At 39.2% G+C, this 19701-nt stretch carries 15 protein-coding genes; 6 read left to right on the forward strand and 9 right to left on the reverse strand.

What is annotated here, in order from left to right; translation table 11 throughout:
* The first annotated feature begins 63 nt into the window (after positions 1 to 63).
* A complete protein-coding gene (locus tag FXV91_RS12225) occupies positions 64 to 978 on the forward strand; it encodes a hypothetical protein (protein ID WP_229390877.1) in 915 nt (304 codons plus the stop codon).
* 227 nt (positions 979 to 1205) lie between these two features.
* Here the strand turns inward: FXV91_RS12225 and FXV91_RS12230 are convergent, their stop codons facing one another.
* From FXV91_RS12230 to FXV91_RS12260, 7 genes are all read right to left on the reverse strand, one after another.
* The gene (locus tag FXV91_RS12230) at positions 1206 to 1463 is read right to left on the reverse strand and encodes a hypothetical protein (RefSeq protein WP_229390878.1); all 258 of its coding nucleotides are present in this window, start codon (positions 1461 to 1463) and stop codon (positions 1206 to 1208) included.
* A gap of 202 nt (positions 1464 to 1665) precedes the next feature.
* Positions 1666 to 2898, reverse strand: coding sequence for a homoaconitase large subunit (hacA, locus tag FXV91_RS12235; RefSeq protein ID WP_345945512.1), 1233 nt, complete (start codon positions 2896 to 2898; stop codon positions 1666 to 1668).
* Between the two features lie 452 nt (positions 2899 to 3350).
* Positions 3351 to 3518: a hypothetical protein gene (locus FXV91_RS12240; RefSeq protein ID WP_229390880.1), complete on the reverse strand. Its 168-nt coding sequence runs from the start codon at positions 3516 to 3518 to the stop codon at positions 3351 to 3353.
* 194 nt (positions 3519 to 3712) lie between these two features.
* Entirely contained in the window at positions 3713 to 4231 is a 519-nt protein-coding gene (locus FXV91_RS12245; protein ID WP_229390881.1) for an RHS repeat-associated core domain-containing protein, read from the reverse strand.
* A 453-nt stretch (positions 4232 to 4684) separates the two neighbouring features.
* The gene (locus FXV91_RS12250) at positions 4685 to 5074 is read right to left on the reverse strand and encodes a hypothetical protein (protein WP_229390882.1); all 390 of its coding nucleotides are present in this window, start codon (positions 5072 to 5074) and stop codon (positions 4685 to 4687) included.
* Positions 5071 to 9858 (reverse strand): DUF2341 domain-containing protein, encoded by a 4788-nt coding sequence (locus FXV91_RS12255; RefSeq protein WP_229390883.1) that lies wholly within the window; start codon positions 9856 to 9858, stop codon positions 5071 to 5073. The genes FXV91_RS12250 and FXV91_RS12255 overlap by 4 nt, the downstream gene beginning before the upstream one ends.
* A 5-nt stretch (positions 9859 to 9863) precedes the next feature.
* Positions 9864 to 11717 carry a SpvB/TcaC N-terminal domain-containing protein gene (locus FXV91_RS12260; RefSeq protein ID WP_229390884.1) on the reverse strand — a complete coding sequence of 618 codons (1854 nt, stop codon included), beginning with the start codon at positions 11715 to 11717 and terminating at the stop codon, positions 9864 to 9866.
* Between the two features lie 1662 nt (positions 11718 to 13379).
* On the opposite strand from FXV91_RS12260, the gene FXV91_RS12265 reads away from it, so the two are divergent.
* The 3 genes from FXV91_RS12265 to FXV91_RS12275 all read left to right on the forward strand — a co-directional run bounded on the left by FXV91_RS12265 (position 13380) and on the right by FXV91_RS12275 (position 16475).
* Positions 13380 to 14651: a hypothetical protein gene (locus FXV91_RS12265; RefSeq protein WP_229390885.1), complete on the forward strand. Its 1272-nt coding sequence runs from the start codon at positions 13380 to 13382 to the stop codon at positions 14649 to 14651.
* Between the two features lie 651 nt (positions 14652 to 15302).
* The gene (locus FXV91_RS12270; protein ID WP_229390886.1) at positions 15303 to 15536 is read left to right on the forward strand and encodes a DUF2795 domain-containing protein; all 234 of its coding nucleotides are present in this window, start codon (positions 15303 to 15305) and stop codon (positions 15534 to 15536) included.
* Between the two features lie 519 nt (positions 15537 to 16055).
* Positions 16056 to 16475, forward strand: coding sequence for a pyridoxamine 5'-phosphate oxidase family protein (locus tag FXV91_RS12275; RefSeq protein ID WP_229390887.1), 420 nt, complete (start codon positions 16056 to 16058; stop codon positions 16473 to 16475).
* Between the two features lie 115 nt (positions 16476 to 16590).
* Here the strand turns inward: FXV91_RS12275 and FXV91_RS12280 are convergent, their stop codons facing one another.
* Positions 16591 to 17100, reverse strand: a complete 510-nt coding sequence (locus FXV91_RS12280) for a GNAT family N-acetyltransferase (RefSeq protein WP_229390888.1) — start codon at positions 17098 to 17100, stop codon at positions 16591 to 16593.
* A 464-nt stretch (positions 17101 to 17564) separates the two neighbouring features.
* On the opposite strand from FXV91_RS12280, the gene FXV91_RS12285 reads away from it, so the two are divergent.
* Positions 17565 to 17975 carry a pyridoxamine 5'-phosphate oxidase family protein gene (locus tag FXV91_RS12285; RefSeq protein ID WP_229390889.1) on the forward strand — a complete coding sequence of 137 codons (411 nt, stop codon included), beginning with the start codon at positions 17565 to 17567 and terminating at the stop codon, positions 17973 to 17975.
* Positions 17976 to 18076: 101 nt separating this feature from the next.
* On the opposite strand, the gene FXV91_RS12290 is transcribed toward FXV91_RS12285, so the two are convergent.
* Complete coding sequence (locus FXV91_RS12290) at positions 18077 to 18385, reverse strand: heterodisulfide reductase-related iron-sulfur binding cluster (RefSeq protein WP_229390890.1); 309 nt, start codon at positions 18383 to 18385, stop codon at positions 18077 to 18079.
* A 530-nt stretch (positions 18386 to 18915) separates the two neighbouring features.
* On the opposite strand from FXV91_RS12290, the gene FXV91_RS12295 reads away from it, so the two are divergent.
* The coding region (locus FXV91_RS12295; protein ID WP_229390891.1) for a GTPase - sulfate adenylate transferase subunit 1 at positions 18916 to 19701 on the forward strand (786 nt) is incomplete at its 3' end.

Consider the following 19701-nt stretch of genomic DNA (forward strand, 5'->3'; position numbering starts at 1 on the left):
AAGAACGGTCTTAGAAGAAAGTTTTGAAACAAGAGTAAATCAGACTTTATGGGAGATAATGGGATGAACAGCCTGAAGAATATAAAGGTTAAAGGATTAAGAGAACTGAGGGATAACGGATTAAAGAGTCTGAAAGTGAATAGCTTAAAGGATTTAATGCTCAAACCAAAAATAGCTGAAGTAAACATCGGAAGAAATATTGAAGATATAGAGGATTTGACAAAAAGTAGAGAGCAGGTTAAGAGAAAAATAAAAAAGCTAATAAAAGAAAAAAAAGAGATTGAAACCCGCATTGATTTGATCCAGAAAGCAGTAAAAGAAAAACGCGAAGAAGTATCGGAACTCCCCTGGCGGGAAGAAATTTTTCCTCCGCTTTCCAGAAAAGTACATGTAAAAATATCAGGGTCTCTTGAAGCCAAAAATGATTCTTTGGATGCTGAAGATACCGGATTGTCAGAGGTAAAAGTAGGTGGAATGGAGATAAAGGTTAAAGGAATAGACAAAATATCTGAAGATAAAACACCTGAAGATAAAATACCTGAGGATACAATATCTGAAGGAAAAATCTCTGAAGATGTAATACCTTCCATTGGCCAGGCTATTATTGTAAATGATGCGGAAGAAGCAGACCTGAAAAGCAAAACCGGAAAAAATAATGGGGATAAGGTTTTTTCGGAGAAAGAAGAAAAAATAAAAACCGTACATCCTTTCTCATCGGGGAAAGTAAACGAAAGTAAAGTTTCCAGTGGGAATTCCAGCGAAAGTTCTATTGAGAAGAACAAGCCTGAAAGCAAAAAGAACCTTGCTACTAGTCTTTTTGGAGATAACCTGATTGAAGATCTACTGAATAGTGAGGATCTAAACCCTGAAGAAGAGCAGGGTTTTATGAAATATCTGGACGAACAGGAAGTTGGAGAATTAATTACTGATTTAAAAAATGTGCGGGCTCTCCTGACTCGAGCAGAACAGGCAGGTTAAAGATGATGAAAAACTAAAGGCGATGAAGAAATTAAAGGTGATGAAGAAATTAAAACTGACGAAGAAAATAGAGCTGACGAAGAAAGTAGAGCTGACGAAGAAATTAAAGTTTGTGAGAAACAGAAGCCAACGGAAAAAGACAAAATCAGAAGTAAAGAGAAAAGGTGACGGGAAAAGGCCCGGCACATAAATAATGAAGAATTTGTTATGGCATTTAGCCATTACAGTTATTTATGGCTATGAAGATGGAAAAGTCCTTCTTTTGCCTTGTTAAGGCGTTTATTTGCTTCCTCGATTTTATTGGCAGCCTCAGAAATATCTTCGGAAGCTTCGAGAAAACCGTCTTTTTTGGCTTTCAGAGCCCATTCTCTAAAACTCTGTATGTGGCTCTCGTTATGCTCGATCCAGTGCTCAATCAAATGGGAAAGGTTATCGTGATTAAGTTCTTCAGTTATAGTTATTCCCTCCTGTTCAGATATATGCAATTCATCGTATAAATTCCCGCTGGATTTAAGATGGATTTTCATACTGTTAAGTACAGAAAAAGGAAAATAAAAAGAAAAAGAAAAATAAAATAAAAAAAGAAGAAAAGAATAAATTTTCCGGATCTTTTTTATTTCAGTCATGTTTTACTTCTATTTGTAGAGGGCAGCAGTACAGACTGCCTGTTCAAACGGTCTTCGGAATTCAGATCGTCCTCGGATCAGTGATTTCGCCAGTCAGTGCAGAGGCTGCTGCGGTTGCAGGGGATGCAAGATAAATAAAGCCGTCTTTTCCCATCCTGCCTTTAAAGTTTCTGTTTGCTGTCGAAACGCAGACTTCTCCTTCTCCGAGCACGCCCTGATGAGCTCCAAGACATGGCCCGCAGCCAGGGGTCGCAAGCGTCACACCGGCTTTTAGTAGTGTTTCCATTGTCCCGTTCTCGATTGCTGAAAGAAGAGTCGAGCGGGATGCGGGGATCACGATTGTCCTGACCGCAACCTTTTTTCCTTTAAGGACTGCTGCTGCTACCTCGAGGTCCTCAAGCCTTCCGTTGGTGCACGTTCCTATAAAGACCTGGTCTATGTGAGTGCCTTCTACTTCAGTTACAGGCTTTACATTATCCACCTGATGCGGGCAGGCAACCTGAGGTTCGATATCTCCGGCATCGTATGTGAACTCTTGCAGATAAGCAGCGTCGGGATCGGCATAGACAGGCTCATAAGGAGCAGCTGCCCTGTTTTTCAGGAAATCAAAGGTCTTTTCGTCAGGAGGGACAATCCCGGTCTTTGCTCCCATCTCAATCGCCATATTGCAGAGTGTCATCCTGCCTGCGACTGAAAGCTCGCTGATAGCCTGCCCGTAAAACTCAACTGCTTTGTAGGTCGCACCGGCAATTCCTGTCTTTCCTATCAGGTAAAGGGTAAGGTCCTTTGCATAAACACCTGTCTCAAGGCTGCCTTCAACCGTCATCCTGAAGCTTTCAGGCACTTTAAACCAGAGTTTTCCCGTGGCAAAGATTTCAGCCATATCGGTTGCTCCAACTCCTGTTGCAAAAGCGCCGAAAGCCCCGTAAGTACAGGAATGAGAGTCAGCCCCGACAACCAGCTTTCCGGGTAATGCAAAGCCGTTTTCCGGAAGCACCTGGTGGCAGATTCCTTCCCCGACCTCATAGAAGTTGGGTATTCCCTGCTCCCGTACCCATTCCCTTATCTCCTTCTGAAGGGTAGCTGAAGTCTCGGTGTTCGCAGGGGCTATATGGTCAAAAGGAATCACGATTTTTGAAGGGTCCCAGACCTTTTCCAGTTTCATTTCCTTAAAAGCATTTACTGCCAGCACTGACGTGCCATCATGCGCCATTGCATAGTCCACATCTGCCAGCACAAAATCATTAGCCTTTGCCTCTTTTCCCGCTGCCCGGGAGAAGATTTTTTCGCTGATCGTTCCCAAAAGTAAGCCTCCTTTCCTAGAATAAAGTGATACTGAATAAAATGCACGCTAAAGAATTAAGGTTTCAGAACTCACTATAACGAAATTTACCATTCAGTTTAATTAGCTTAAAATTAAATTATTTATCTAATATTTTTGATTTAATTCCTGTAAACTTTATTCTTTGGCATGAAAGTACTTGAAAGAACTTTCATATTTTTGTGCCTGTAATTCGAAGAGTTCCATGTTCGTTTTTTGTAATTTTCATATTTTGTCTTAAATCTCTTTTCGTTCCTATTTTCCCGACAAAACTCCAAGGTTTAGCATATGGTTAAGCCCTTTGGAAGCCCCCTTATCTTGCAAAAACTTTAAGAGTGTTTCCAGTAATGGTCGTGACAAAAACTATGCATTTGGATTTTGTTCTGGTAATAGATACATTCAGCTTGTTCAAACTATAAATAAATTCAGCTTTCAGGCTCGCAGTATTCAGCATGACCAACTAGCTGTTCACGCTTTTCCAGCTGTTCTCCAATTTCCTTAACCTTACTACTTTCAGGCCAGTATTTCTCAGCAAATCTCAAGCATTTTTTTTGCAGTTTCAAAATTAAATTTTTTAATGGAATATTAGCCAAGTCAATAAATTCATATGTGTATGGAGTTATCTCGACTTTGCAAAAAGTGATAAAAACATTTTCCGCCGATTCTCTATCTTTAAACTATCCGTCATAAATTTTTTTGCTTTTTTCAGCCTTAAAAACCAGCTCACAATCTTTACATATTTTTATACCAGTCTCTCTTACAGTATTATCAACAGTTTTATCATTTTTTAACTCGTCTTTTTCTCTGCATCCACCGTCTTATCCAGCAGCTTGAATAAATCTCCAACGTTATCTGCATGAGTAACTGTTTCCTCCAGTGCCTGAACTCCAAGCCTTCCACCTGTAACACCAGGCAAAGCCAGACATGCAACATCAGTAGTAAGACCTATGTAAGTCCATTTATCAGCGTTACCGGTACGGATATCGTTAATATCCATTGCAAGGAAAGCTAAATCAATGGCAGTTTCAATATAATGCCCGCTCGGATCAGTATATTTCACCGGATTATTCAGTGCATAAGCATACCTGTTCAACGCCTGCGGATTATACGGGTCAGGAAGCATCGTATCCGGCTGAACGAAAATCCTGTACTCAGGCGAATAATACCTTGCGCCGTAGTACATCAGCCCTGTATCAGCATCATTTTCCTGCCCTGTAAACCCGTATTTCTCAAGACCGCCTGACCTCACCTGACCGTATGGGAAATAATCGGTGCATTCGACCACAAGGCCGTTCTCGTCAACCATCAGGGAAGTGCTGCCGAGGTGGTCGGAGAGGTACCACTTAATGCCCTCGGATGTTTGTTTGGCTACGCGTTCATCGTCGCGGAAGAAGTAGCTGGTGGACGTGCCGTTATCGATTTCGTAGAACTTATTGATGTAGTAAGTGAATTCACCATCAGAGTTCTGTTTCTTGATTCTCTGGCCGTTTGCATCGTACCAGTACTTTTCCACAAGAGAATTGTTAGCGGAGTAATGGACCTCACTTAACTGGTTGGCATCGTTGTAAATCGATTATCATTAGAAAAGTAAATCGTGGTTTGAGAACCATAATTGGTGAGCTTATCCCAAAAGCCATTTCACTTCATTCATTAACAAGTTCCAGATTATTTTCAAGATCAGGAACTTGATCGATTATTTGGGACATAAGATTCGAGAAGCGAATTCTGAGTTTTAGGATGAGCTCGAGATTTATTAAAATTACTTATTTGCTTTTAGCTCCTCTAAATCAAGTTCATCTCTCAAAAAAGAAAGGAAGATTTCCACCTTTTTAGGGGTGAGTTCTTTTCCTTTTTCATCTATTTCTTCCAGCTTATCCAATATGTATCCAATTTTATCTTGGTATTTTTCACAATACCTATACCACTCAGAGAATAAAATAAAATTTGCCCAAGTAACTACATCGGCATGAGAAATCTCATTACTTTTGTACTTCTCCAATAGATTGATTATATGCTCTTTACATACCTCCACGGACCAGTAATATTCCGGAGGAGCGAAATTATATGTAGCTTCATCCAATTTGTTAATTGTGATTTCCAAATCCCTATACATCTCAAGAATCTTCAAATCAATTGTAATAATACTCACCCCTTCTTGATTTTGTTGTGAACTAAATTTCCTTTGGGGTCAAAGGTTTCTTTCCAGACTTTAGTGGTAATTCCTTCGGAGGATATTTCCTTGTAGTATACTGCATAAGAACCGGGGACATTTCCTGGTTTCGTTGCAGTGACTAAATAACTTCCATCACCCCCTGATTTGATTATAAAGTTAGTATAGTCATTTTTTCCTGCTAAAAAACGATTAATGTTAGTTCTTACCTTAGGATCTAAATCCAGATTATCTAACGATTCTCGTGTTTTTTCAAGATTGTCTGCTTTTACAAAATACTTTGACGTATCTAGTGCATCATCAACGTGATTAACAGCTTGCCCTGCATCAACCCCATTATCTACTTTCTTCTCTATACCCGCCGTCTTATCCAGCAGCTTGAATAAATCTCCAACGTTATCTGCATGAGTAACTGTTTCCTCCAGTGCCTGAACTCCAAGCCTTCCACCTGTAACACCAGGCAAAGCCAGACATGCAACATCAGTAGTAAGACCTATGTAAGTCCATTTATCAGCATTTCCAGTACGGATGTCGTTAATGTCCATTGCAAGGAACGCTACATCAATGGCACTTTCAATATAATGCCCACTTGGATCAGTATACTTAACCGGGTTGTTCAGAGCATAAGCATATCTGTTCAATGCCTGTGGATTATACGGATCAGGAAGCATCGTATCCGGCTGAACAAAAATACTGTACTCAGGTGAATAATACCTTGCACCATAGTACATTAGCCCTGTATCGACATCATTCTCCTGACCTGTAAACCCGTATTTCTCCAGACCACCTGACCGAACCTGACCGTATGGGAAATAATCGGTGCGTTCGACGTCAAGTCCGTTCTCGTCAACCATCAGGGAAGTGCTGCCGAGGTGGTCGGAGAGGTACCACTTCATGCCCTCGGATGTTTGTTTGGCTACGCGTTCGTTGTCGCGGAAGAAGTAGCTGGTGGATGTGCCGTTGTCAATTTCGTAGAAATTGTTGATATAGTAAGTGAATTCACCATCAGAGTTCTGTTTCTTGATTCTCTGGCCGTTTGCATCGTACCAGTATTTTTCCACAAGGGAATTGTTAGTCGAGTAACGGATCTCACTTAACTGGTTGGCATCATTAAAGATGTAGATGAAATCCTCATCGTCGATAAGGTTTCCGTTTGCATCATAGTCTAGATCGTTTGTATCATAACCCAGGTTGCCTACACTATAAGTAACAGGAGCATGGAAAGGTGTTAGAGAGTATTCATAAAGTGCAGTTTCGACAATAAAAGGAACGGGTCCATATATAGCATGGTTGATCTCGATACGGCCATACTGGTCGTAAGTGAAGTCTATCATGTCGTTCGGTATGCCATTGACCGACATATCTGCGCTGACTAGCCTGTCAAGGTCGTCATATTCGTAGGTTTTTATGGAATTTTGGGTATTGTCTGCTATCTCGAGGACATTGCCGACATTATCGAAATCGTAGTTGAGGTCCTGGAGGCCTGCGGAATAGATTCTGTTAAGCAGAAGTTTTTGACTGTCGTAGGTGTAAGTTGTGACCACGCCGTTCGAATATTCCTTTCTTGTTAGCTGGTTCCTTGCGTTGTAATCAAGGTCGTCGATCACGCCGTCAACGCTTTCAAGAAGGGTCTGCGAATTGTATGTCAAGCGAACACTTTCGCCGTTCGGATAGGAAATCCCTGTAACCCTGTCCAAGTTGTCATAATCATATGACGTAGTGTAACTTGCACCGTCAATGGTTACAGTCTCGCTCTCTACCCTGTAGCGAAGGTCATAGTCGTAACCTGACGATGCAGTTTCTTTTGATACCCTCGAAAGCGTACCGTTAAACTCAAGATCATATGTGAAACTTACATCCTCATCGTTAGGATAATCGATTGCAGTAACTCTGTTCAGATCATCATAACTGAGGATTGTTGAAACTCCCCGTGCATCGGTCTGATTTAACAGGTTACCGTTCAGGTCATATTCATAGGTCCAGCTTCCCATGTCAGGGTCGTTCATTGCAACTTTTCTGCCAAGGGAATCATAGGTAAAGCAAACACTTGGTGGAGCCTGAGGGTTGTTACAGCCTGGAGTAATCTCTATTAGATTATTCCGGGCATCGTAACTGTAGGATGTAATGTAAGTTTCATTCCCGTTGAACTCATAGACCTTGATAATATTCCCGAAGACATCACTTGTCAGTGTTTTGTTAACTCCATTCTGATTGGTTATCGTGGTGTTACTAAGCTTGTAATGATACCTCAGGGTAGTGCCATCAGTATTGGTGATGACCGTTGGTCGTCCGACCGTATCATATTCGTAGGTTATGGATAAGCCGGATTGATCTGAATAATGCGGGACTTCAGCACTTTCTACAAGACCCAGTTCATTATATGCAGTATTCTGGATAATCCAGCTGTCTTCACCTTCATACTTTTTCTGGATTAGTTGTCCGAAGCCGTCATATGAATCAAAGGAATCAAACGTGGAATAATATAGAGATTTGGAAATTGTGTAAGTTGGTTCAGATGATGCATATTGACGGACATAAACATAATCGACATGAGAAGTTGATCTGATACCTCTAAAACCTATATAATCTTCTGTAGTATGCGCAGTGGTGTCATTGATATAATTAGTCCAGGTTCTACCATCGTCACTTCCATAAGCTTTTATGCTCATTCCTGAGAAATCCACTCTTAAGAAATGCCATGTATCATAGTTTGTTGGATTTGAAGCAGGTATATCGACATTTCCCCAATCAACATATGCATAGTCATGGTTATCCAATCTAGACAAGAAAGCAATACTATGGCTATCATCCCAATTATTACCATCACCACGAACAAAGATGCCTAATTCATCATCATATCCGTCACTTGCTATTTTAATTTTCGAAACGAGAACACCATCAACTATTCCATTTGTTGCTAATCTGTTCCAAATGTATGGTGATAAATTATGCACAGCATTTCCATCTGACACTCTCCAGTTGGAGTCGATTGAAACCCATTTTGAAGTATTAAATGAAGTTCCACTAAAATCATCAAAAAAGTCAAAAACTGCATTACCGTTTGATGCTGAAGGCACACCAGAGTTCCCATAGTACATCTTGATAGTTGTACCAGATGTTCCATCTATCTCAGGAACTTTGACCCAGACTTTTGCTGAGATGGAATCCGTTTTCTCTTCAATCCAATACGGGAGAAGAAGACCATTTTCATCAATAAAGCGCAGATCATCAAAATCCGATTGCATCTCAAGTTCATAAGCAATATCAAAACTCACCTGGTAATCAGTCAGAGTGCCATCTGCAGATGGGGAAATTGTGATAGTCTTGTAATTTTTGAATATGGAACCATTAATGATGTAATTGTTCTCTTCACTACCATATTCCTTTGTTTTGGTTAATAGTTTTTCAGGTGCTACACCATCCTGATAGTACGTGTACACCATAGATGGAGAATCAGGCGTGTCGTCGACCTTCAGTATCTTCGATATCCTTTGCAAGTCGTCATAGATGTATTCTGTAGAAACGCCGTTGCTGTCTGTAGTTTTCGTTATCCTGCCAAAGTCATTGTATTTATACAATTCTTTTTGACCCAGAGCGTTTTCAATGGAAACAGGGTATACATGGTTTCCATCATACTTTATGTTCTCCAAAGACCCTTTTGGATTTGTAATTTGTACAATGTTTCCATAGTCATCATAATCGTACAAAACAGCGGGGTTATCTCCCATATTGTTCCATGACACTGTTTTTGTGAGCTGCCCTTTGCTGATGTTACTGTTATCATTTGTTCCGTCATAATAGTACCATGATTCGCCCTTCTTTATCTGATCTGAATCTTCCAGCCATTCATGCGTTTTTTTCCCGAGGACCCACGGACCTTCTGCATTGGCATATTCAAAATAAAGATATTTTTCATCCCCTGCAGTATTCACATCACCATAATCTGTTATGGAAAGCGGGTTCCCGTAATCATCATAGTCGTCATATTCGGTAAGAGACGACCAGCCGGCTGAACTGGTTGGGTTCTGTACAAGCCCGTCGAACTGTGTTTTAGATTCCGAGTTCAGCAAAATTAGGTTGACATCGAGGTATATTCCCTGAGCAGTATATTCAATGTCTGAAGAACTGTAAAGGCTCCCGTCCTTGTCCCATACTTCAGTATGATTTTCGATACCCTTCAGTACATCGTCCTGATGGAAAAAGTGTTTTACTATCGAGTACTCGTTTTCAACAGTTACCTCGCCAAATCCTCTGAATTCGATTTCCTCTGGTGGATTAAAATACTGCATTCCGTTTTTATAGGTGTAATCTGTTGTTGAAACCACGCTTCCGGTGCCTGTAATCCCATTATCTCTTATCACCCTGCTTGTGACCCACATACTCATGGTCAAATCTGAAATGCCATCATTTCCAGTGTTATTGAAAATCGTGGAAGGTTCATATTTTATGGTCGTGCTTCCACCTGTTGGATGCTGTATTTTTTTGAGCAGACCCGGAGTTTTATAATCTTCTGTGCTATCAGCGTTAGTGTTTGTCCAAGTACCACCATAAGCCCCTTGGATAATATCTGTCAGCCCATCCCCATTCAAATCTGCAAACCGTACTCCCAAGTCTGAGCTATAGCTTGCGATCAGTGTAGGAGGATTCCATGAATTGTCCCTTTCCCAGCCACTACCAGTGCTTATCCAGGCATCGTAAGTGTATCCTACATTGTTATAAATGCTCTTAAGAATATCTGCCAAACCATCTCCATTAACATCCACTAAGACTACACCGTATTTAATGAGTTGAGCGATACTGGGGATCCCCATGAATTATCATGTTCCCATCCACTACCATTATTTAACCAAGCAGAGCCTTCCTTAACGAGATCAACCAATCCATCACCATTGATGTCAGCGAGAAGTATTCCTTGATCAAACCCAGTATCTACAAAGTAAGTAGGAGGGTTCCATGAATTATCCTGTCTCCAACCCGCGCCGGTATTGATATAGGCATCATATTGTTCTGTTCCGACATATCTGTAGCCCTTAATTATGTCAACTAATCCATCTCCGTTAACATCTGCAATTCTTACACCTTGGTCACTTGAATAACCAAAATATAGAGGAGGTGCCCACGAGTTGTTTTGTTCCCAACCGGTGCCGTTATTCAACCAAGCAGAGGAAATATCAATACTGTGTTGGATAATATCAACCAATCCATCACCATTAACATCTGCAAGGCGTGCGCCTGCATCTTCAGTATAATCTCTGAAACATGTTGGTGTTGCCCAGGAACTATTCAGTTCCCAGCTATCTCCGGTATTTATCCAGGTCGAACATCTAACTCGATTAAGATCATCTACATAACCCTCAAGAATATCTTCCAATCCGTCGCCATTAACATCTACAAACCGTATTCCCTTGTCTCTTCCGCTCGTGGAAACTGATGTACTCCATAAACTGCTTTCTTGCCACCCTCCGGTAAGAGAGTTATATTCAAAAATAGTGGGCGGGAACTCCGTGCTGTTTAGCCCTGTCTTTGTAATAGATTTTAGATATGATTTTGACTGTTGTGATTCATACTCAAGATTGTATTTCCAAAGAACAGTTTCATCGTTACGAACAGTAATGCTGGATATTAAGCTTTTTTCGCTAATTTTGTTACCATATTCATAGCCAGTGAAAGAGCGTGGTTTTTCCGTAAACTCAAAATTAATAACTGCATGGTTATCGTTATAGGTTATGCTGTCAAGATATGTGCTTCCTATTTCTCCACTTGCCGGGTTTTCAAAATATGTGTATCTAATCTGATTACCATTGATATCCTCTATCAGATCGAGCCACCATTTACTGACATAATTTCTTGATTCAATGGAATTTCTTTGTTCAGAATCACTATTATAACCAAAACGATATTTAGTTCCGTCCGGCATTTTAAGGATCCAGTAATCCCCAAAAGAATTGCTACCAGTTGTACTTTTTTCTATTTTCATAAAACTTTCAATTTCGCTGTGATATGAGTTGTCACCCTCCACATAAACGAGTTTGTATGTTGAGCCATCCAAAATAAGAATAAATCTATCATCACTGATGTTTTCAGGAGTATATCTGGTATCCCTAATGATGCAGTTCTCATTCAATGACCAACCCATCCCCAGTGAACCGTATGTTCCTCTTGAGCCCATAAAACTAGAATAGGTAAGAGAAACCTTTGGGCCTAAGCCAGTTCTTCCTCTTAAAGTTTCAATTGGATAAGAATATACGAAAGAACCAGTAAACAAACTTGTGTCAAAGTAATCGTTTTCATTCTCCAAGGTGGGATTGAGATATGCTTTTGCATTCCCTAAAGGTTCGATATCGTCTTCAGAAACTGCGCTTTCAGGTACCACAGTATCTGTAGGGATATTTTCAGAATTATCGTCCACGCTTTCGCTGTCAATAACAGAAACTATTTCGCTCGTTTTTTCCTCATCTATTATGTTTTCATTATTTTCTTCATATGAATCAGAATCCGCTTGTAAGCTCTCAGAACTTCCATCCGGACTTGTTTCTACGTTTTCAAGACAATATGCATTCGGTGTAAGCAATATGATTAGCATCAAAATAGAAATCAGTCTTTTATTATATATTGGAGACATTTTTATAATAGTGACCACCAATTAATTCATTTATATATCTGGAGTTATTGTACAAATTTTATATAGTATATTGTATAGTTTTGAAATTTTTAACGATATTTGATTATTTTAAAAAATATATTACTATTAAAAAAGGCATACATATATAAAAAATTAAGGTCTATAAAGAAACACTGTTAAAATAAATTAAGTATGTTGATCCTGCATTTTCCTTCCTTTTGATTGTAAAAGGATAAATCACACTATATCTCGCATTTAAAAAGCTATATAAATGAATTTTTGTTCATTTGTATTCGGTTAAGGATCTTGAGCTGCGGATCTCGATTTCGACGGAAAAACTCAAACCCAAATGTTTAGTGTTTAAATTGAAATCGATATCAGATTCCAGTTTTGCATTTGATGAATAATTTAACAAATTTTATGAAAATCAATGCAAGTGATAATGATTTTTCCTTAACCGATGACCAATGAATTTTTGTTATAAGTCGTAAAAATATTTTTTAATAAGTAAGATGCTTTTGAAGAGAAGGACAGACTTGCAGGTGTAATGTAGAGATTTTGAGTGACTGGTACCTTCACAGACGAGAAGATTGTTCAAAATGTTTTGCAGAGGCTGGAAGAGTCATTTATACTGGACTAATTAGATTCTTACCGGGATTCTGAAGTAAAACTAGTGCATCGATTCCATATATCCTCAATAAACCACGGATAAACACAGATGATTTCAACTCGTGCTTATCCGTGTCCATCTGTGGTTCTTTTATGGAAAACCCATTGACCTGTGTTAATTTTAAAGTCCAATTTTATTCCCATAATTTGGAATCGAAGCACTAGGGAATACTACAAAAATTACTGACATCACAAGACATGACCACTTCGCAAAAGGCATTAACATAGAAGAGCAATTCAGAGACAACATCATACAGGAAAAGCAAATAAAAGAGAAAACAAAAAATAAGAAATTATCACTAGAATAGAGCAAAAGATATTGAAAATTTGAAAAATAATTTTACAGTGGTTTAGTCGAAGATTATAAAGGAGCTCATCCCAAAACCGATTTTATTTTCACATCAACAAGAATTTCAGAATTATTTTCCTAATCAGAAGATCGATTGATTATTCCAGATTCGAGATTTAGGGACTTAATCCTGAGTTTTGGGATCAGCTCAAGAAGAAATAAACAAATGGGTAAGAATGAGTTAAAATTTTAGTGTCAGGGTGCAATTCGAACGCACGAATTCATATTTTTTCATTATGTTAAAAAAATATTTTTTTCAACAATAAATATATTACCTTTTAACCTAAAATAACGAAATATAAATACTTAATGGATTTGTGAGATAAATAGCCGCTTTTGAAAAGATTATGCCTCCCTTGAAAGCGATAAAATCCCAAAATGAGGAAAAACAGTAATGGTTGATCCTGAAGTAGAACGAGGATACCGATGAAATAAATTACAGACTCATTAATATCTTTTCTGGTTATACGAAATAATCGTTCATTATTAAAGAAAGCGCTGGAAAAATTTTACATATATTAAATATCATCCCCCACCTTATAAAATTAATTTATTAAATATTAATTGTTATATACCACCGGACCAATAATTAAACGGATAATGCTACCAAAGTGTTATCAAAATATTAATGTGAGGGGAGAATTGTGAAAATCAAGGGTTTTTTGTTTATTTATTGTTTTTTAGCCCTGCTTTTGATTGTAGGGAGTACATCATCAGCTGGTGCGATACCAGCAGAGCAGTGGAACAGAACTTTCGGAAACATAGAATTTGACTGTGGATATTCTGCATGGCAGACTCAGGATGGAGGATATGTAGTGGCAGGAGAAACCATGGTTAATTACGATGAAGCTAATGCTGATGCCCTCTTGATGAAACTGGACTCAAACGGAACTGAAGAATGGAACAGGACTTTTGGAGGCTTGGCATATGATTGTGCATACTCCGTCCAGGAAGCTGAAGACGGAGGCTATGTACTTGCAGGTTATCTTGAAGAGGGAGAAAAAATCGAAGAAAGAGACTCTGACGCCTGGTTGATCAAAACTGATTCTAACGGAACTGAAGAATGGAATAAAACATTTGGCGGTGAAAAAACAGACCGTGCATATTCTATCCAGAATACCGGAGACGGAGGATACTTACTAGCAGGATATACAGAATCTTTCGGGGCAGGAGCATCTGATGCCTGGCTAATTAAAACTGACTCTAACGGAACCGAAGAATGGAATAAAACCTTCGGAGGAGTAAATGAGGACTATGCATCCTCTGTCAATCAGAGCAAAGATGGAGGATACGTAATAGCAGGATACACCAATTCTTCAGCCGGGAAAGATGAAGCATGGTTAATAAAAATTGACTCCAACGGAACCGAACAGTGGAATCAGACTTTTGGTGGGGAAGGTTATGATTATGCATACTCCGTCCAGGGACTCGATGACGGAGGATACATACTGGCAGGAACTACAGAATCTTTCGGGGCTGGCGGAACTGATGGCTGGCTGATAAAAACTGACTCCAACGGAACCGAAGAATGGAATAAAACCTTTGGCGGCACCTATGAAGACTATTTCTATTCAATTCAGAAAACCGCAGATGGAAGTTTTTTGCTTGCCGGCAGCACCCAGCCGAGCAGCAATTATGACAATATCCAAGCCTGGCTAATTAAAACGGATTCTGACGGGAACAGAACGTTGAATATGAGTTTTGGCGGAGAAGATAATGACGCCATAATGTTTGCTCAGGAAACTCTTGATGGAGGACATATACTGGTAGGACGTACCTCCTCATATGGCACGGTTTCTGACATCTGGCTTATCAAAGTTGGCTCTGAGAAAGATATGATGGCCGAGATTGATAATAACATTACAACGGAGCTTGAAAATCTCACATCTGAGTTTGAAGATCTGATGTATGCATAAGTACTATAAGTATTCTGGAATTGTAAAGAGTAGTACTGAAACTACCCTTAACGTACACTGGAAAAATAATTCTACTTAAAAAAGGAATGTAAAATCATTAAAAAAATTATTAAATTAAAGTAAACTGCCATGGGGCCAAAAACCCCGTGGCTTTTTTATCTTATTCTTCCTTTCCTCCTTCCCCTGGACTCGGGTATAAGTTTTTAAAGCCTTAGTCATAGCGAGGCCGCCGCAATAGATCAATGATTGGACACTAAGGATTCTATGCTGGTCGTCTATCCATAAGGAAAAAGAATTACTATTAATTTCTTTTTTGTTAATTCAGCCATAAAATGTCACTAAGATGAGTTATAAATTGTTACTAAAATAACGAAATACCTTAATTTTTAACATGATTGTATAGAAACATGTTAACATTTAAATAGTAGATGATCATTGATATTAATGCTAACAAAAGTTAGGCTTCCTTCAGAGAGCTTTAACAGGCATCTATTTTCCTGCAAAAAAGAAGATGCTGTTAAGCGCGAAGGGTGAGAATGCTATGGACGACATTCTGCGGAATATAAATAATCCCGGAAAAGGAGTATACAAACGCTGCAGATGTCGCCAGGGAACTTAAAGGAGAATAAACAAAAGTAAAAGGGGAATATCATGGAAACTGAGAGTAAAAGCGGATTTATTACAGAACTTCCGATGGAAACTCAGGAGATATTAAAAAATATAGCTTATCCTGTAAAAAGGAACGACATTATTGGGCAAGCAAGAAAGAGTGGAGCAATCCCGGACATACTGCGGGAACTTGGCATGCTTCCGGACAGGCAATACAATAGTGTTGAGAATGTCGCCGAGGAACTTCATATAATTTACATGGGGATCCCCGCCTAAAAAGCGTAACTTACTTTTTTCATTTTTTAGTAATCGATGATCAATTCAATCCTTTTCTATTTCTTTTTTAAACTTACCCTGTGGAAGCTGGAAACGGATTCTTTTCATTCCGAGCCGGTCAAGAAGAAGCTCGAAAACCTTCCGCTCTTTGTCCAATTTATCCCTTTTCGTCTCTTCTCTTCTCTTTTCCCAACCACTACCTCCTTTTCTTCCTTTCCTCCTTTACCGGAACCTCGGCTTTAAGTTTTTAAAGCCTTAGACATAACAAGCCGCTACTGTGGATCATTAAGTTAAAGATTTCTTGCCCAGTCATTTGCCACCAGGATTCCAAATGGAGTGAAAGCGAAAAACACTTCTCACCCATCAAGCGAAGTTTTAAAAATACCCACGACTCATATTTATCGCAGCTTGCAGATGTAATAAAGCTCTTTTCCGGGCAGTATTTTCGGATCAAGCGGCCTGCTCATTCAATTTATCAGGGGAAGAGCGAGAAAATAAGTTTGTGACAGGGGATTTAATATGACGTCAAAATTGATGGACTACTTTAACAAGCAACCGAGAATTGGGGTTCTCAGCACATCGAGTAAAGACGGAAAGGTAGATTCGGCTGTTTACGGTTCACCTCAGATGACCGATGAAAAGACCGTTGTAATAGCAACGGGTAACAACCGTACTTTTTCAAATATCCAGGAGAACCCTTATGCGATGTTCCTGATAATGGAGCCAGGAACAGATATTATGAGCTGGAAAGGGATCAGGGTTTATCTGAAAATGAAGGAATCTGCAACTTCCGGCGAGATGCTTGATATGATTAAAAGCCAGATCTCAAAAATAGCTGGCGAGGAAGCGGGAAAGATGATATATGCAACTGTCACTTTCGAGATTATTGAGCTGAGGCCTCTTGTTGATATGGGACAGGGCTGGGAGAAATCGATCTGAATTTTCGGAAGTTATAGAGATAAAAATAACAAATCAAAATCAAAGTTGTGGTGACGCGCCCGGCTGCAAGTAGCGGGTATCGCGCCACCGCTCCGGTTGTAGTGGCTGTTAAAAATCAAGAATTTTTATATCCGATATTTTTCTTTTTTCCAATCACTATCTTTTCCAAATATACAAGTTCAACTTTGCTGCCCAGCGGCTCCCGCCGGAACTCCTGATACCCCAGTTTATGATAGAGGTGAAGATTTCTGATGCTATTCGATCCGGTGAAAAGTTCAAATCGAGCTACATCCCGATACATGAGTTCAACCTCTGTCATCAAACGAGTGCCTATCCCCAGATTCTGCCATTTAGGATGTACAATCAGCCTGCCTATATGACAAGTATTTTCTATTATGTGAGATCGTAAAGATCCTATAATCGAGTGCTCGCTAACGGCTTTGAGGAACACACTGGTACTGAACTCATCTCTGATCTCTTCGACAGTTTGAAGCAGAGGGAGGATGGACCAGTCATCATAGATCTGAGCTTCACTCTGGTATGCCAGTTTCTGGAGAGCTAAGATTTCAATCGCATCTTCAAGGCTGGCCCGAAAAATATCTACCTGTTCTGCCATATCTCTCATTCCTAACTTCAAAAGTTAACAAGTTAGTGCAGATTTCAATAGAGTATAGACTTGAGAATGGTACGCTGAGAAACCTGCAAGCTACTTTTTGCCCGAAAAGACTCGTTTTGTATTCAATACCTTTCATTCTTACTCCTGTAACATTTGCTTTTAACAACTGAAACCACGATAAACATAAAAGAAATATATTCTTTTCTTCCATATATGTAAATTTGTTTCGATTGAATACCTTTAGCTTATTCTTCATGGATTTTGGACATATTTTCATCCATAGAGTCTCGAAGGTCTCTCGAGTATACAGATTATCAGAGTAAAAAGTTTTAAGCATACTTAAGACGATTATTATTGCAGCCTGAAGATTAATTATAGTTCTTTTCATGACAGTATTTTGTGACCAAGCAGCTTCGCAAACTCAACTCTTAAAGGAAAGAGCGCTAAAACAGGCTATTAGAAGAGGTTTAGATATGACGTCAAAACTGATGGACTACTTTAACAAGCAACCGAGAATTGGGATTCTCAGCACAGCGAGTAAAGATGGAAAGGTAGATTCAGCTATTTTCGGCTCACCCAATATGATCGATGAAAAAACAGTCGTAGTTGCAACAGGGAAGAACCGCACGTTTGCAAACCTTCAGGAAAACCCTTACGCGATATACCTGATAATGGAACCAGATCCGGAATGGAAAGGGATCAGGGTTTATATGAAGATGAAGGAATCTGCAACTTCCGGGGAAATGCTTGATACGATTAAAAGCCAGATCACAAAAATGGCCGGAGAGGATTTTGCGCAGATGATGAATGCAACGGTTACCTTTGAGATTATTGAGCTGAGGCCTCTCGTTGATATGGGACAGGGCTGGGAGAAATCGATCTGAGTTTTCAGAAGTGATGTGAATCAAAATAAAAGATTAAAAAATCGGAATAAAAAGATCAAAAGAAAAAAAATAACCGGCTTAAATTTTAGAATGGGGATTAATCAGGATTTTATTATGCCGGCCTTTTCAAGAAAACCTTCCAGAGGCACGGAGTGAGTCTGGAAACCGCAAACTTTGTAGGGGTCTGCTCCCATTGAAAGAGCTACTAACTGGGCAATATTCATGTGCACCATGTCATACTCTACCCCATACTCTTTTTCAATTACAGGCTGGTAGCGGTCGTACTGGATATGGCAGTTCGGGCACATATGGATCATTAACTCCACTCCGGCTCTCTGAAGGCTGTCAAGTTTGGTTTTGGTTACCTGGAGAGAGGTGTTTTTGTTAAGGTGGAGCTGGGAAAAGCCCATTCCGCAGGCAAGGTTACGGGCGGTATTTTGTCAGAATTTGTCTAAAAAGAGAGGATTTAATTTATGGAGAGACTTGTCAAAAATTAGACTATTCACATGCCCCACATGCCCGTATTGGATACAAACAATGATTTTTTGCAATAAAACGGCGAGGTTTTATAAATATCACGATATGTGAGTATAAATTTTGCTCTAGGCGTTTATATATAAGTTTTTGAATATATTGTGAGGCAATATGTTTATATATATAATTTCTGGCCAAATCATCAAACTATCAAAGGTCAAGGAATTATTACAGACTATTACAGACTCAAAATCAGTTCGAAAATCGAATTGTTTGAGAATTTACACAGAAAACTTATAAGGAGTTAGATAAGAGGGATTTATGGAGTTCAGAAGTGCTTTCCAGGTACCGCCCGAACTCCACAAAACACGCCTTGAAGGCATGAGTTATGTTAGCTGTGTCTGTATTTAAGGCTTAGCTTGCCTGATTCTGCCTCCTGGGTATAAGATACACAGGAGATTAAAGTATGAACCATAATAAAATTGGAGTAAGTATACTTGTTTTAGCAACACTGCTGGTTGGTATGGTGTTAATACCGGCAGTAAGTGCACAGGAAGAAAAAGATTATTCTGTAACTGCTGATGAAGCTTTTAAACATGCTAATGCACACATGATAAGTTTTATAGCAACTAACACATCAGGATTTGAAAACTGGACAGGAGCATCTATTGATTCCAAACCACTGGAGCTCTACGATCCAACTGGTCAAAAGTTGTATTATCAATTTTCTGTATTAAAAAATAAAACCCTGATAGGTATAATCGACATTGCTGCAGATAAAAGGCTTGGGCAAACAGTCCAACTTGTTTTATTTGAGCCAAAGCCTTTTGATGCCACTACAGTTATGAATAAATCAATAGAAATCGCCAAAAATGAATACCCAGATGGAAAAATCAAATCAACCCAGATGGTTGTATACGATTATCCTCTCGTAGGAGCAATGACTATTGTAAAGGACAAAATTACAGGAGATGAACATCGGATATTTGTGGATGCTTATACCCTTGATGTGGTACCAGATAAACCTGCAACTGAAACCGAACCTGGAATATGGTCAATATATGAGCAGAGATTAAAGAATGGGATAGAAAATAATATAAAACACTGGCAAAAAAGTGATGAACTTGTTAAATCTATAGAACAAGCAGCAGCTACTAAGGGAGTTAGTATTAATGCGGCAGTCACTGAAGAAAATATTAAAAAACTCAGTGCCGATATAACAAAATCGAGAACCGATGTTGAAGTAGATCTC

Origin of the sequence: Methanosarcina sp. DH2 (genome assembly GCF_020804225.1) — an archaeon.
Classification (GTDB): domain Archaea; phylum Halobacteriota; class Methanosarcinia; order Methanosarcinales; family Methanosarcinaceae; genus Methanosarcina.

Bases quoted from the DNA above. Each gene is read 5' to 3' on its own strand.
- FXV91_RS12275 (WP_229390887.1), top strand. From the start codon at position 16,056: ATGACGTCAAAATTGATGGACTACTTTAACAAGCAACCGAGAATTGGG.
- FXV91_RS12290 (WP_229390890.1), bottom strand. From the start codon at position 18,385: ATGGGCTTTTCCCAGCTCCACCTTAACAAAAACACCTCTCTCCAGGTA.
- FXV91_RS12285 (WP_229390889.1), top strand. From the start codon at position 17,565: ATGACGTCAAAACTGATGGACTACTTTAACAAGCAACCGAGAATTGGG.
- FXV91_RS12280 (WP_229390888.1), bottom strand. From the start codon at position 17,100: ATGAGAGATATGGCAGAACAGGTAGATATTTTTCGGGCCAGCCTTGAA.
- FXV91_RS12245 (WP_229390881.1), bottom strand. From the start codon at position 4,231: ATGGTTGACGAGAACGGCCTTGTGGTCGAATGCACCGATTATTTCCCA.
- FXV91_RS12225 (WP_229390877.1), top strand. From the start codon at position 64: ATGAACAGCCTGAAGAATATAAAGGTTAAAGGATTAAGAGAACTGAGG.
- FXV91_RS12270 (WP_229390886.1), top strand. From the start codon at position 15,303: ATGGAAACTGAGAGTAAAAGCGGATTTATTACAGAACTTCCGATGGAA.
- FXV91_RS12260 (WP_229390884.1), bottom strand. From the start codon at position 11,717: ATGTCTCCAATATATAATAAAAGACTGATTTCTATTTTGATGCTAATC.